Source organism: Shewanella gelidii (genome assembly GCF_014647855.1).
GTDB classification, from domain to species: domain Bacteria; phylum Pseudomonadota; class Gammaproteobacteria; order Enterobacterales; family Shewanellaceae; genus Shewanella; species Shewanella gelidii.
On record NZ_BMPZ01000003.1, the window covers coordinates 61,406 to 76,609 of the forward strand.

Consider the following 15,204-nt stretch of genomic DNA (forward strand, 5'->3'; position numbering starts at 1 on the left):
GCCAAAATAGAATACCTAAGCGCGATAAAATGAACTAATTCACATCTTAAAACGAGGCTGAGATCTAAGCGCAAAATATAGATCACATTGGCAAGCAAACTGGGATCAATGGCTCATCAAACGTCACAAAACCAAATTCAATTGTGCGAGTTCGCCAGCTAATCATCGCAAGCAACATGATAGGTAATTCACAAATAACAGCGATAATTGCCACACCTCAAGCCCAGACATGATAAGAGTGTGACAGAGCTGCCGCACAATCGCTCGCTGGCGCAGGGTAAAATGTCATCCTTAACCTGTCGTCCAAAAATGCACTCAACCTTGGTTTTCTGCTCCAACTGGGTACTAAAGAAACCAAGGGCTTTAGCAAATTAACAAGCCCACCCGCGATAAAGTATCTATGAATGATCCTTGCTAAAACTGTGCAACTAAGTAGGGAGTCCCGCAGCATTAACCATTATAAGCACCGCTCGCATAATGTAACTCATAGCTATGGCTGTAGATTTCTAGGATATTGCCAAATGGATCTTCCATATAAATCATGCGATAAGGCTTTTCTCCTGGGTAGTAATAGCGCGGCGCTTTCATACGTTTCTTCCCCCCAGCAGCAACAATTTTATCGGCAAGAGCTTCAACATTCGGGTCTTGAACACAGAAATGAAAAATGCCGGTTTTCCAGTATTCAAAGTTATCCTCGGGGTTTTCCTGATCCTTAAATTCAAAAAGCTCAACACCAATTCGGTCGCCCGTTGAGAGGTGAGCAATCCTAAATTTATCCCAACCCGCACCAAATACGTCGGTACACATTTCACCAATTGCTGAATTATCTTCAATCACTTCGGTGGGCTGCATAATGAGATACCAACCCAAGACTTCTGTGTAAAATTTCACTGCGGCCTCTAAATCGGGCACTGAAATTCCAATGTGGGAAAACGTTCTTGGGTAGGGCGCTGGTGATGTTTCGGTTGCTGATGTTGACATATTTACCTCTCCAGTTAATTTAGCTTTCGCGGTGACTCCGCCAGAAATGTCAATATACGCATTTACAAACCACGGTTGAAATTATTAATTCTTCTCAATATGATAATATTTTGTTATCAACCGGTTCGAGATGATGCTAAATCCAACGTGGCTATACACCTACCAAACACTGGTTGAAACGGGTCATTTCACCCAAACGGCTGAAAAACTACATATGACTCAACCGGGTGTCAGTCAACATATCAAAAAGTTAGAGCAACGCTGTGGATACCCGCTAATTAAACGGGAAAACAAAGGCTTTGAACTTACGGAGCAAGGGAAAATGCTCTACAGCTATGCACGACAAGTTCGCCTTGAAGAGTCCAAACTGCTTGAGAAGCTCGGTGCTGACGAACCCTACCAAGGGACCTGCAATGTTGCCTGCTCAGGGGCTCTGGCTCTGATGCTCTACCCAGAATTACTAAAGCTACAGCAGCAGCATCAAGGGCTGCACATGCAGTTAGAAGCTGCACCGAATCACCAAATTCTTAGCGATGTTCAAAGTGGAAAGCTAGATATAGGCATTGTGACTCAATTACCAAGTGGTAACCTGTTTGACAGCACTGTGATTGGTTATGAAACCCTTTGTTTAGTATTGCCTCGCAGCTATGAAGGCCAAGAAATTACCCCGCAAGGGTTAATGGCGTGCGGCCTTATTGATCATCCCGATGCGCTGCACTATTTATCCCTCTATTTTGAACAGTGTGGTCATCCAGAACTCGCGAAAATTCGCCTCGACCGTTTACCCAAAACAGGCTATATCAATCAAATTCATCAAATATTGCTCCCGGTCGCCAATGGGCTTGGCTTTACCGTGATCCCAGAAAGTGCATTCAAACAGTTCGCCAATAAGCAAGCCTTAACCATTGCCCCAACCGAGCGCAAAGTGAAAGAGACGCTTTATTTGGTGCACAAGCGCCATCGGGACTTACCCAAGCGCTATGAAACAATCACCACACTATTGCGTGATACACTGGCACAGCCCTGCTTGTAAAACGCACTTGGAGCGCCTGTTTGTCATGGCAGAGCACAACGAACCAAGTTAACTCACTTAGATAATCGACCAAGTACGAGGACAAGCCATGAGCCAACCCCTATCATCAATGTGGGACCCAGATGTCTACCAACTCACATGGCAGTTCGCCAGTCAAGCCCATTTAGGCCAAACCCTGCCCTCATCTGATATCCCCTATATCAATCACCTTGGAAATGTGGCGATGGAAGTGCTTAGCGCAATTTCAATCGAGAAAATAGCGCCTGAACCAGCTAATCTTGCCATGCAGTGTGCCCTGCTTCATGACACCATCGAAGATACACCAACAAGTTATCAAACCCTTGTTGAATACTTTGGTGAATCCGTTGCAGATGGGGTTTTAGCACTGACGAAAAACACAAAACTTGAAAGCAAGCAGGCACAGATGCGCGATAGCCTGCAGCGATTACAACGCCAACCCAAAGCCGTCGGCCTCGTGAAGCTCGCTGATCGAATCACCAACTTACAGCAACCTCCAGCACACTGGGATAAAGACAAAGCAATGTGCTACCGTGAAGAGGCTCAGCTCATTCACCAGTGTTTACACCACACTAGTCCCTATTTAGCTTTGCGACTCCAAACCAAAATCGATGCATATGCACAATTTTTATCGCCATAACGCGTGACGGGATTGACTCCTTCATACACAGTCATTGAGATAATGGCAGAGTGTTCGACTTGCAAACCACGCTCTTAGCGAAGAGACTTTCAACAAAAAAGCGAGCCCTGTTGAGCTCGCTTTTTGTTTGGATCGTTGACCTTATTCGCAACGATTAGGTTCTTAGCCCAATACCACGTGAGATCAAATAGTAAGCCACTCCATATAAACCAACACAGAAGCTGACCATCACGGCAATTGAAAATGGCACACTGATATCAGCAAAGCCAAGGAAGCCATAACGAAAGACGTTAATCATATAGACCACAGGGTTCAATGCAGATACCCCTTGCCAAAAGTCAGGCAATAAACTTAGCGAGTAAAATACACCACCTAAATAGGTGAGCGGTGTTAGTACAAAGGTGGGAATGATGCTGATATCGTCAAAGCTGCGCGCAAATACGGCATTAATTAATCCCCCCAAAGCAAACAAGATTGACGTTAAGAAGACCGTTAAGACCACCAGCCCAGCATGATGCAAAGACAAGTCGACAAAAAACATCGCCACAGTCGTAACAATTAAACCCACTAAAAGGCCACGAGAAACACCGCCACCAACGTATCCAGCAATCATCACATAATGGGGTACGGGCGCAACCATCAGCTCTTCTAAATTACGCTGAAATTTTGCACTAAAAAATGAAGATGCAACATTTGAATAAGAGTTGGTAATAACCGACATCATAATCAAACCCGGCGCGATAAACTCCATGTAGCTCACACCGCCCATTAAGCCAATGCGACTGCCAACCAAGTTACCAAAAATCAAAAAATATAGGGTCATCGTAATCGCGGGCGGTACCAATGTTTGCACCCAGATACGGGTAAAGCGATTAATTTCTTTAGTGATGATACTTTTGAACGCAATCGCATATAAACGGTGCATATTGGGTGTTTGTTGTGAACTCATGATGCTTTGGCCGCCTTTTCTATCTGCGTTGAAGATGTGGATTCTTGATTCGCTTTTTCCACTAAGCCTACAAATAACTCTTCGAGTCGATTGGCTTTATTGCGCATCGATAGAACCTGAATATCTTGGCTCGATAACTGAGCAAAGACTTGGTTAAGGCTATGGGTTTTGGCAACGTCGATTTCAAGTGTGTGCCCATCAACTAAGCGACTATTGATGCCATCAAGTTGCGGGGGTTGTTCGACATCTTTGCTGAGATCCAGAATGAAGGTTTCTTCATTCAATTGGCTTAACAATGCTTTCATACTTGTACATTCAACTAATACACCCTTGTCGATAATACCGATGTTGCGACATAGCATTTCAGCTTCTTCAAGATAGTGCGTGGTGAGAATAATCGTCACGCCTTGTGCATTAATTTGGGTCAGGAAATCCCACATTGAACGACGCAGCTCAATGTCGACCCCCGCTGTTGGCTCATCTAAAATTAACAGTTTGGGTTCATGCATTAGCGCTCTAGCAATCATGAGGCGACGTTTCATTCCCCCAGAAAGCTGACGAGATTGGCTATGACGCTTATCCCATAAATCGAGCTGAGATAAATAGCGCTCAGCCCGCTCAAGTGCAACCGGTTTTGCAACCCCATAATAGCCCGCTTGATTCACCACAATTTGCAGCACAGTTTCAAACTGGTTGAAGTTAAACTCCTGCGGTACCAATCCAATACGCAGCTTGGCAAGTTCTAATTCTTGGTCGATATCATGACCAAAAATTTTCACTGAACCCGCAGTCTTTTGAACTAAAGAGCTGATGACTCCAATGGTGGTTGATTTACCTGCACCATTTGGACCAAGGAGCGCGAAAAAATCCCCCTGCTCGACTGTCAGGCTAATGCCTTTAACTGCTTCAACGCCACCTTTATAGGTTTTCTTAAGAGCGTCAATGACCAAGGCGGGTTGCTTTGTTGACATGGGTATTACCTAAAATTGATTCTGAAAATGAAACTGCAAATCGTTGCATAGAAGATCTGCCAACATTATGGATGTTGTAGAATTAAGCTGCCAAGGGGCATCACACGCGTGGGTAGTTCAGGTTAGTTTTAGAATAAACGCACCAATAAAACGACAGCCAATGTGTCGCGAACCCTTGCAAGAATGAAGGCTCCTTGAAAACAGGGAGCCAATCATAATAGATTTCTAATCTAAAGGCACAACTTTTGCGATATAAGGTAGATTGCGATATTGCTCGGCATAATCGATGCCATAACCTACGATAAACTCGTCAGGAATGGTAAAACCAACAAATTCAACAGGTACCTCAACTTCGCGACGCTCTGGCTTATCAAGCAATGTACAAATCGCAAGGCTTTTCGGGCCGCGCAGTTCTAACATTTTACGAACTTTATTAAGCGTGTTGCCTGAATCGATCAGATCTTCAACGATGAGGACATCGCGACCTTCGATATCTGATTGTACATCTTTGAGGATTTTTACATCTTTACTGCTAGTCATGGCATTGCCATAGCTGGAAACCGACATAAAGTCGATTTCCACATGACCTTGAATACGGCGACAGAGATCGGCCATAAACACAACGGAGCCTTTCAGCAAGCCCACCATCAACAAGCGCTCGCTATGCTGATAGTGTTGGTTAATTTGGGCGGCAAGTTGATCAATTTGTTGATCGATATCCTGCGCAGAGATCATCACTTCTGTGGTGTGTTTCATTGGCGTCTCATACTACTAATCGGCTGTAGGGTGTTTGTCGTAGCCCCAACGACTTGTGAGTGCATGTTCAACCCCTAAGTGGTCGAGAATGCGGGCGACCATGAAGTCTATCAGATCTTGAATCGATTTGGGATGATGATAGAAGCCCGGCGCTGCTGGCATCACAGTGGCACCAAGGCGTGTGAGCGATAACATATGCTCTAAGTGAATGGCACTAAAGGGAGTTTCTCTTGGCACGAGCAAGAGCTGCCCCCGCTCTTTTAAGACCACATCTGCGGCCCGTTCTAACAAGTTATTACTCATTCCTGTTGCGACTGCAGCCAAGGTACCCGTAGAACATGGGCAAATCACCATTTGCTTGGGCGCCGCTGAACCAGACGCTGGCGGTGAGAACCACTCCTCTTTGCCTAGCACTACGAGCTCGCCGGTAACCGGTTGCTTGCGCTTCTGATTGAGATGCGTAAGTAACTGACTTTTGGCTTTGTCCGGGTCGGCACTCAATTGCAGCATTTCTTCCGTTGCCAGCACCACTCGGGCTGCTGATGAAATCATCAAGAACACTTGGTAATCAGCATCAAGCAAACACTCAAGTAGCCTTAAACCGTAAGGCGCACCAGAGGCACCAGTCCAACCTAAACTGATTGCTTTTTCCGCTTTTGCGTAACCCATTTATGATTCCTCATGTTGACGCTTGATCGCCGCAATTAATTGTTGATGAATCCCTTCAAAGCCCCCATTGCTCATGACCAATAGAGTGTCCCCTGCTTTGGCTTGGGCACTGGCTAACGTGACGATTTCGTCAATGTTATCAAACACACTAACTGGCACAGCGGATTGCTTCATCGCATCAGCGACATCCCAGCGTATGGCATCTGCCTGATAGATTAATACTTCATCCGCATCTTGCAATGAATGAGCGAGAGTGTCTTTGTGCACCCCTGATTTCATCGTGTTGGAACGAGGCTCCAATATTGCAACAATTCTACCTTCGCCCACTTTCGCCCTTAATCCAGCAAGAGTTGATGCGATGGCTGTTGGGTGATGAGCGAAGTCATCATAAACCTGAATACCGTGCACATCCGCGAGTAATTCTAGGCGTCGCTTTGGCGGTGCAAAACCGGTTAAAGCTGCGATAGCCGCACTTGGAACCACGCCCACATGTCTGGCGGCTGCGATCGCCATAATGGCGTTTTCGATATTATGCTCACCAATGAGTTGCCACTGAACTTCGCCTTGCAGCTCATTGTCAAAATACACTTCAAAATGATGCCCATCATCGCTTAGGCGGTGGGCATACCAACCGTGGGCATTTTCTGCAGGATGATAATGTTCTTGCTCACTCCAACAACCTTGGTCAATCACCTGTTGCACTGCGGGTATTGTTTTTGTCCAGATGACTTTCCCTTGATTGGGAACCGTTCTTATCACATGGTTAAACTGGCGTTGAATGGCAGCAAGATCGGCGAAGATATCTGCGTGGTCAAATTCTAGATTATTGATCACGAGCGTCCGTGGACGGTAATGAACAAACTTAGAGCGCTTATCAAAAAACGCACTGTCGTACTCATCGGCCTCAACCACGAAAAATGGCGAGTTACCAAGCCGAGCAGAAATGCCAAAGTTTTGTGGTACACCGCCAATTAAAAAGCCAGGCTCATAACCGTTGGCTTCTAATATCCATGCCAACATGCTTGAGGTACTCGTCTTGCCGTGCGTCCCTGAGACCGCCAATACCCAACGTTCAGGTAAGATGTGCTCCGCCAGAAATTGCGGACCTGATGTGTATGGTAAACCTTGATTTAAAATGGCTTCGACACATGGGTTACCCCGGCTCATCGCATTACCGATGACCACTAAATCAGGTTTGACTTTTTGCCCTTGCTCATCGATAAAGTTGAGCTGTTGCGGATCAAACCCTTGAATCAGCTCTATGTCCTGTTCTTGTAATTGGGTGCTCATTGGTGGGTAAACATTCGCATCACTGCCGGTCACTCGATGACCTTTGGCTCTAGCGAGGAGGGCGAGACCGCCCATAAAGGTTCCACAAATTCCTAGAATATGTACGTGCATCTTGCTCGCTCTATTGGCCAGTTAACTTGCGATATTGTACCTACGCCATACTTGAGCACAAGATTTAATCCTCGCAAGCTTTCCTTTCGCAAAGCAATAAAAAAGGGAAGTTTTCACTTCCCTTTTTTGGCATTGAACTGACGACAACAATCACATTCAATCATCGCCAAATCACTGTGGCATTCACCACCTTTTAGCTGTGCATACGACGACGCAAGCCAAGTATTGAAAGTAGAGCGAGACCGATAAAGCTTAGAGAGCCCCCATCACTTTTCTTTTTAGGTTCTGGCTCTGGCGTTGGTTCCACTTTTTCTGGGTAGCTTAGTGCAACGATGATTGGATCATGATCCGAAGATGCAAACACATTTTCAGATTTTTCCAAGTCACCGGTGTACTTTCCAGAGTACTCAAATAAGCTCGATTCAACGGAGTTAATATGCCAGTCTTCAATCGCTACAAGACGCGCTGCAGCAGTGGTGTTGGCTAAGGCGTGGTCTAGATTACCTAGCTCACCGCTATAGCTATAACTGTACGTCGCTGGACCATGACCTTGTGTATTTAAGTTCACTAAGCCGTAACCTTTGTCAATCTTACTGCCTTCACGCTCATAGACTTTACCATCAAGGGTTGTCCAAGAGGCGGTCATGATTTCACGGTTAGCTGTAGTTGCATCATAGTCGGTTAACACAGCAATTGGGTCTTCCATGCCATAAGCATTCATGTCACCCAGTACCAGTAAGTCGCCTTCAACACCTTTTAACGCTTCGCCAAGAACTTTGGCTGCAGAAACACGGAATGCATTACAGTGACCCTGCAAATCTGCTGGATCATCTCTTTCTGCAAATTGATTCCAATCTTCAAGACAACCTGAACCTTTTGATTTCAGGTGATTGACCACCACAGTAAGCTGCTCACCATTGATTTCAAATGCCTGACCTAAGCTATGACGCTGGTATTTGTCATAGGCAGGGCTCATCTCCATATCATCCCCTTCGCCACGACTTGAGACACCTTCCGCTGCGTGTTGCTCCGGCGTCGCTATCACAAATGCATCACCGCTTGGCGTCACCTTATTTGGACGATATAAAATGCCTACAGTAATGGCATCGCCACCGATAAACATTCCTTTATATTTATCCGCGTCCGCAGCTTCGATAAATGCATAGCCATCGAGTGCAGGCAGTTCAGCATTCAGTGCATTGACGAGATACTGAATCGAACTGTCTTCGCCGAAACCGTTGTTTTCAATCTCCATCAAACCAACAATATCTGCATTCATTTCAACCAATGCATTCACGATTTTAGTACGCTGCAATAGATAATCATCTAGCGTGTGAGCACCGCGACCACAACCGCGACTGGCATCTGCATCTGCTTGGTCGCTACAACTTGGATTTAGATCACCACCGATATCACTGTCACTGGTAAACAAGTTCAAGACGTTGTAACTCGCCACGCGTATGTCACCTTCGTTCGCAATCGTCGGGGTGGATAAACGATCCTCACCTCGCATAAAGTCACCAGCCACAACTTCATTGGTCGCGACTAAACGATATTCACCGTAGCTGTAGCTCACAACACCAGTCATGTTGGTCAGCTGATCCCCTACACGAATGTAGCCATCTTCGGCATTAAACGTTGGCATGTAAGGTACTTCGCCATTTTGCGCTTTATAATCTGATTCTAGGAACAGCTGATTGGCGCGGTTGGCAGCTTCTAGCGCGACCGCGGCGTCAGATAAAGGTGCATATACTTGAGTCGGCTTCATCAATGGTGCTTTATAAGACAACATCATGTTATTGCGGCGCGAGTCATAGTCGTAGCTAAAGGTTCGGCTAACTTTCAAATCACTCCCAGCATCCACTAAGATATGCATCCCTTCAAAGCGCTCCAGCGCTTGAGCGAAGGTTTCGTCGTCAGCAACATAAAATGCTGTCGGCTCAATAACATCACCCGTGCCAAGTACTTCAACCTTATTGTCAGCTGAAATATCAATTTGGGTCATGTTGTAGAATTCTTTGACCTTACCTTGGACACAAACCTCAACACCCGGCTGGATGTCATCTGCAGCTTTTGCTCCTAAGTTTACGAAAATGCCATCTGAGGTATACGGAGAGCCATCGCCGTCCATATCTTGAATATAGAAACCTTTGAATAAGCTTTCACCACGGGCAGTGACCACACCACGCACGGTATACTCATTTTCAGTCTCGAAGCCATCTGTAATCAAAGGACTTTTCTCTTCAGCACCTTGGACATCATAAATTGGAGTGAATTGCGCCCCCTCACAGCTGAAGGCTTCTGGTTCAGGTTCTTCACCACCAGCAACATCGCCAATACGCGCACCCAAGCCAGAGAGGTGATTTTCACCTTTGTCAGTCCACTGGCTTTGATCCCAAGTGGCGCTCGGCATCGTCACGCTTTCCTTGCGCTCTAGGGTGACGTCTTTGGCAAAGTCGCTCGACGACAACACACCCACACGGTCAATCACGGTAGTGCCGTTCATTAAATCAACCGCATCATTCCCATTGAATGTCATTGAAGTGCTTGTGAGATAGTCAACACCAGCTGCGACAGGAATATCAGTGGTGTTATGTACAATGACTTTGGTCGCATTCGGTGCAATCGTTTGACCATCTAAGGAGATCATCACCGATGCAGCTGCAGCACCATTGCTATGACGTGCGAGTGTATATCCAGTTAAGTCAACGCTGGAGGTGCCACTATTGTATAGTTCAATGGCTTTCTTATTGCCGCCACTTCCCTCGACATATTCTGAAATAATAATGTCTGCACTTGCCATCATCGGCAATGCAGCAGCAACCGCCAATGATATGGCCGTTAGCTTGTTCGTGTTTCTCATATTTACAACCCCATAATTATAATTAAAGCCGCCAATTTTGTTTTGGCGTGCGCGGGGATTGTCACAAAGTTATATTACAAAAAGAATGGCTTTGATCACGCTTTAACAAAAGCATTTGAGATTCAGATCACCCCAATTAAGCATAAACTAAACCCGATCATTGACGGTAAAATTCGAAAAACATTCAATAAGTCGGTGTAAAAAAAGTGCTTTTATTTCATAAGAATACGTTAATCAGCCCTGCATTCCGTATATTCATGTAATATAGACTGCATAGAAACTCAAACTGGATTGTTATAAAAATTTAATAAAGGTTGTGGGTGCGAAGAAATATTGAGCAAAAAATGATACAAATATACAGAACAACCCTCCTTAAAAAAGAGCTCTGAACACATTTATATACACACCAGTACGGTATCACATCACAATAACAGCGCTTTCGGCACTCCAAAATTACAACGGACAGGATTTCACCAACGGTGACGTCATCCTCTTGCATTTCGTTGCAGTCACCATGAATCTTAAGACAATGAGAATCAAAGTGATTGAAGATAAAACCTTTTGTACTGTGATCGAATCGCTATATGGTTATTTTGTAACCGCGATATAGTTGTTGTGCAAAAAGAATATTTCGGACTGATCCACCACTCGGTTCTGAATCACACAAGGAACGTATGATGCACTATAAAAATACTCAACTCGCAAAAGCTATGTTAGCCATCATCGGTATCGTTTCACTTTTATTATTACTTGCATCATTTAGCAAACCCAATGAACCTACCGGCTATATCTTCATTCTGTTCGCAATCATTGCCATACTGTTTTCCTCACTCACAATTAGTGTTGAAAACGGCAAAATCCTTTGGTTCTTTGGTCCTCGATTTTGGAATAAGTCTTTAGAGATATCTCAAATTGAATCGGCACGAGTAATCGAAACGAAGTGGTATAACGGCTTAGGGATACGTTTAATTTCGACAGGCTGGCTTTATAACGTTTCAGGGTTAACAGCAGTAGAGTTGAAACTAAAAGACGGCACCATCATTTCCTTAGGAACCGATGATGCCGATAACTTAGTTCAAGCCATCAATGCAGCGAAGCAACACGCCGCTGCTGAGTAAGCCGTATGTTACGTGTTGGCAAGGGTTGGTGAATACAGCACCACTTGGTTAAAGTTGTTGTAATTGTTGGTCATGACGCTTCGCCAAAACCGTGAGCGCAATGATGCCACCAATTAAGGCTAAGAACATATCTGACTGGGTATCCCATACATAGCCTTGTGTCCCTAAAAATGCTTCAGCACCTTCACCAGTTGCAACAGCCACCCACCACTCGATCAATTCATAAAAAGCAGAGAATGCCAAAACGAAGCAAAGTACAAAGAAATTGCACCATGCGCCGGGTTTGATCACGTTCAGGCGCATTACGATTTCTCTTGCCAAAATAGCGGGCACTAGCCCTTGTGCAAAATGACCAATCTTATCGTAATTGTTGCGGCCACCAGTCCAATCAGCTATCCAATTAAACAAGGGAACCTCTGCGTAGGTGTAATGCGCTCCGACGAGTAACACCACGCAATGAAACAAAATCAAACAATAAGCAAGTGAAGTTAATGGAAACGAGCGACGCGTGAATAAAAGTATCGGTAAGGCAAGAACTGCCGGAATCGCCTCTAGCCACCATGTAAACCCATCTTTTGGTTCAATATATGACCAAGTCAAAACAGCAAAATAGACTGCTATCCATGAGATTTTATTTTTCAAATTCCTTTCACCTTCGATATTATTCATGTTTTTTAGCCATCCAGACCTCCACAGCCACGAAAAAACATGCTACTTTGAAACTGGCTTAGTAAGTCAGCATAGCATAAGCATTTATTATATTAATTAGAGGGTACCCACATCATGGCGAAACATTCGCTGGACAAGGATAAAATCAAGATCCTGCTACTGGAAGGCGTTCATCAATCTGCAGTCGATGTTCTAGAACGTGCGGGTTACACGAATATTGAGTATCACAAAGTCGCCCTTGGCGAAGAGGCACTGGTTGCTTCCATTCAAGACGCTCACTTTGTTGGTATCCGCTCCCGGACTCAGTTATCTGAGAACATTCTTAAGCATGCAAAGAAGCTCGTCGGCGTTGGTTGTTTCTGTATCGGCACGAACCAAGTTGACCTCCTCACGGCAGAAAAGCTCGGCGTTCCAGTTTTTAACGCCCCTTTCTCTAACACTCGTAGTGTCGCAGAGCTTGTGCTTGGCGAAATCATTATGCTTATGCGTGGCATTCCACAGCGCAACGCTGTCGCACACCGTGGCGGTTGGCTGAAAAGTGCCAGTGGCAGTTATGAAGTACGTGGTAAAACCCTTGGGGTTATCGGGTACGGCCACATCGGCACCCAGCTAGGTATTTTGGCCGAAACCTTAGGCATGAAAGTCATTTTCTTCGATATCCAAGACAAGTTACCGCTAGGGAATGCCCAACAGGTTCATTCGCTAGAGCAACTGTTATCTTTGGCTGATATCGTTAGTTTACACGTGCCAGAAACTCCGCAGACCCAAAACATGCTGAGCAAAACAGAGTTTGCTTGCATGCGTGAAGGCGCAGTATTGATCAATGCTTCCCGTGGCACAGTAGTTGACATCGATGCCCTAAAAGACGCTTTGCAAAGTGGCCATCTTGCAGGTGCTGCAATTGATGTATTCCCTGTTGAGCCAAAATCAAACAGCGATGAGTTCATCAGCCCGCTACGCGGATTGGATAATGTACTGCTGACGCCACATGTCGGTGGTAGTACGGCAGAAGCACAAGAGAACATTGGTGTTGAGGTTGCCGGTAAACTCGCGAAGTACTCTGATAACGGTTCAACCGTATCAGCAGTTAACTTCCCAGAAGTGACACTCCCACAACACAGCGATACCTCGCGCCTGTTACATATTCACCACAACCGTCCAGGTATCTTGATTAAGATCAACCAAGCGTTTGCAGAAAAAGGCATCAATATTGCCGCTCAGTACCTGCAAACAACGTCGGAAATTGGTTACGTGGTCATGGAAGTCGAAACCCATCAAGCCGATACTGCATTTGAGCAGTTGAAGAAAATTGAAGGGACAATTCGAACCCGTTTACTGTATTAATGATACGGCAAGCTCGGCGATCCCATCGCTGATATAGTCAAAAACCTCCTGCGGGAGGTTTTTTGTTTCTTACTCTTTTCTAGAAACTCACGGTTCAGTATTGCCACAACAGCCAATACGATAAGCCGTGACATCACCAAGACAGATTGCGTAGTATCATGGAAACCCCCAAGGAGAGTTGCCCATGTCTGTTACTGGTACGTTTGAAGTCAACCTCACCCCGCAACATGAAGATATACCGAATGTTGGTCGTCTGTTGATTTCAAAAACATATTCAGGCGCGCTTCAAGGCGTTGGCACAGGTCAAATGCTGAGCAAGCGCACACCAAGTGGCTCAGCCGTATACTCAGCGATTGAAGAGTTCGAAGGCGAGCTTGCTGGTAAAGCGGGCGCATTTACTTTATTCCACGTCGGTAATATGTCCAACTCTGAACAGTCACTACAAATCGTAATCGTCTCAGGCTCGGGACAAGGCGAGCTCGAAGGCATCCAAGGTGAGCTCGCTATCACTCAAGTTGATGGCATTCATCACTATCAATTGAATTACCAAATTTAGCCCCAACTATCTAGTAGATGACTTGCATAGGCGAGCGCCAGCGCTATGGGCTGATTGGAGTTGAAGCCCCATGAGTTGTGACGGACACGATACAAAATCAAGTCACTCATAGAATTGGAGGGTTCCCCTTTAGCCCTTGATTTAAATGGTGCTACAATCGCGAAAATGCACTGCCCTTTGACGTATTAGGAATCATGATGACGACCAATGTAACTCGCCCAATGTGGCCACTAAATGCGGCTGCGCCAGAACTCTATTTTGCCCAGCTTTCACACTTAGGTTTAATTGAAATTGAAGGTGAACAAGCCGAAAGCTTTATGAATGGTCAAATCACTGCTGACGTTACTGGGCTGCAAGCAAACCAGTGGAAATGGGGAGCGCATTGTGACCCAAAGGGGAAGATGCTTGCCAGCTTTCGCATTTTTAAGCATTTAGATGGTCTAAAAATGCTGCTCCCGGTATCTGCAATTGATGTTGATTTACCCCAGCTGCAAAAATACGCCGTCTTTAGTAAAGCTGAGTTAAAAAACGCAACCTCTGACTATGTGCTTATTGGCATAGCTGGTACGAAAGCGAGCCAGTGGGTTGCGCAACACTATGGTGAAACCACTGAGCTTTTCACTCAGATCGATCATGGCTTTCTGCTCAAAGACGGCTCAGCTCCAGCTCGCTATATTTTGGGGTTAACTCAAGATGCAGCTCAGCAACTCATAACGTCGCAAGCAATAGAGCTTGTTGATTGTCATGCTTGGCAAGCCGAAGAAATCAAAGCAGGTTACCCCAACATCTCAGCGCAACATGCAGCCCAATTCGTCCCGCAAATGTGTAACCTACAATCAATTGATGGCATTAGCTTTAATAAAGGCTGCTACATGGGCCAAGAAACGGTTGCGAGAATGAAATATCGCGGCGGCAATAAACGTGCGCTGTATATTTTGTCTGGCACATGTAAAACGTTGCTAAACGCTGAAAGTAAACTTGAAGTGGCTGTCGAAGATAGTTTCCGCCGTGCGGGTAATATTATCGAGTGGGTACAAACCGATGAGCAAGTGTTATTGACTGCGGTGTTGGCCAATGACACCGAAAATGACGCCGTACTCAGGGTCGCTGATGATGAATCATCGAGCTTAACCGTGATTCCATTACCTTATGAGATTGAATCGGAAGAATAATTGCTGTGTTATAAAATAGCAGCAATGTTTTATTGATGGTTTAAACATCAGTATTTTTTATGCG

Annotated in this window: 14 protein-coding genes; 6 read left to right on the forward strand and 8 right to left on the reverse strand. The window is 45.3% G+C overall.

Annotated elements, in window-relative coordinates; genetic code table 11:
- Positions 1–450: 450 nt before the first annotated feature.
- Positions 451–981 carry a lactoylglutathione lyase family protein gene (locus tag IEY18_RS07240; protein ID WP_188919321.1) on the reverse strand — a complete coding sequence of 177 codons (531 nt, stop codon included), beginning with the start codon at positions 979–981 and terminating at the stop codon, positions 451–453.
- 130 nt (positions 982–1,111) lie between these two features.
- On the opposite strand from IEY18_RS07240, the gene IEY18_RS07245 reads away from it, so the two are divergent.
- Positions 1,112–2,014, forward strand: a complete 903-nt coding sequence (locus IEY18_RS07245; RefSeq protein ID WP_308424053.1) for a LysR family transcriptional regulator — start codon at positions 1,112–1,114, stop codon at positions 2,012–2,014.
- A gap of 88 nt (positions 2,015–2,102) precedes the next feature.
- Positions 2,103–2,672, forward strand: coding sequence for an HD domain-containing protein (locus IEY18_RS07250; protein WP_229779775.1), 570 nt, complete (start codon positions 2,103–2,105; stop codon positions 2,670–2,672).
- 154 nt (positions 2,673–2,826) lie between these two features.
- On the opposite strand, the gene IEY18_RS07255 is transcribed toward IEY18_RS07250, so the two are convergent.
- The 6 genes from IEY18_RS07255 to exeM form a co-directional block, all read right to left on the reverse strand.
- Positions 2,827–3,597 carry an ABC transporter permease gene (locus tag IEY18_RS07255; RefSeq protein WP_188920008.1) on the reverse strand — a complete coding sequence of 257 codons (771 nt, stop codon included), beginning with the start codon at positions 3,595–3,597 and terminating at the stop codon, positions 2,827–2,829.
- Positions 3,598–3,617: 20 nt separating this feature from the next.
- Positions 3,618–4,592: an ABC transporter ATP-binding protein gene (locus IEY18_RS07260; protein ID WP_188919323.1), complete on the reverse strand. Its 975-nt coding sequence runs from the start codon at positions 4,590–4,592 to the stop codon at positions 3,618–3,620.
- A gap of 225 nt (positions 4,593–4,817) precedes the next feature.
- Complete coding sequence (hpt, locus tag IEY18_RS07265) at positions 4,818–5,348, reverse strand: hypoxanthine phosphoribosyltransferase (RefSeq protein WP_188919325.1); 531 nt, start codon at positions 5,346–5,348, stop codon at positions 4,818–4,820.
- Between the two features lie 15 nt (positions 5,349–5,363).
- Positions 5,364–6,017 carry a flavin prenyltransferase UbiX gene (locus IEY18_RS07270; RefSeq protein WP_188919327.1) on the reverse strand — a complete coding sequence of 218 codons (654 nt, stop codon included), beginning with the start codon at positions 6,015–6,017 and terminating at the stop codon, positions 5,364–5,366.
- Positions 6,018–7,418 (reverse strand): UDP-N-acetylmuramate:L-alanyl-gamma-D-glutamyl-meso-diaminopimelate ligase, encoded by a 1,401-nt coding sequence (gene mpl / locus IEY18_RS07275; protein ID WP_188919329.1) that lies wholly within the window; start codon positions 7,416–7,418, stop codon positions 6,018–6,020.
- Positions 7,419–7,611: 193 nt separating this feature from the next.
- Complete coding sequence (gene exeM, locus IEY18_RS07280; RefSeq protein WP_188919331.1) at positions 7,612–10,281, reverse strand: extracellular exonuclease ExeM; 2,670 nt, start codon at positions 10,279–10,281, stop codon at positions 7,612–7,614.
- Between the two features lie 674 nt (positions 10,282–10,955).
- Between exeM and IEY18_RS07285 the strand changes: the two genes are divergently transcribed.
- Positions 10,956–11,399: a hypothetical protein gene (locus IEY18_RS07285; RefSeq protein WP_229779776.1), complete on the forward strand. Its 444-nt coding sequence runs from the start codon at positions 10,956–10,958 to the stop codon at positions 11,397–11,399.
- 48 nt (positions 11,400–11,447) lie between these two features.
- On the opposite strand, the gene IEY18_RS07290 is transcribed toward IEY18_RS07285, so the two are convergent.
- Positions 11,448–12,041, reverse strand: coding sequence for a DUF2238 domain-containing protein (locus IEY18_RS07290; protein ID WP_188919333.1), 594 nt, complete (start codon positions 12,039–12,041; stop codon positions 11,448–11,450).
- Positions 12,042–12,182: 141 nt separating this feature from the next.
- On the opposite strand from IEY18_RS07290, the gene serA reads away from it, so the two are divergent.
- The 3 genes from serA to ygfZ all read left to right on the forward strand — a co-directional run bounded on the left by serA (position 12,183) and on the right by ygfZ (position 15,140).
- Positions 12,183–13,412, forward strand: a complete 1,230-nt coding sequence (gene serA / locus IEY18_RS07295) for a phosphoglycerate dehydrogenase (RefSeq protein WP_188919336.1) — start codon at positions 12,183–12,185, stop codon at positions 13,410–13,412.
- A gap of 184 nt (positions 13,413–13,596) precedes the next feature.
- Entirely contained in the window at positions 13,597–13,968 is a 372-nt protein-coding gene (locus IEY18_RS07300) for a DUF3224 domain-containing protein (RefSeq protein WP_188919338.1), read from the forward strand.
- A gap of 197 nt (positions 13,969–14,165) precedes the next feature.
- Complete coding sequence (ygfZ, locus tag IEY18_RS07305) at positions 14,166–15,140, forward strand: tRNA-modifying protein YgfZ (protein ID WP_188919340.1); 975 nt, start codon at positions 14,166–14,168, stop codon at positions 15,138–15,140.
- The last annotated feature ends 64 nt before the right edge of the window (positions 15,141–15,204 follow it).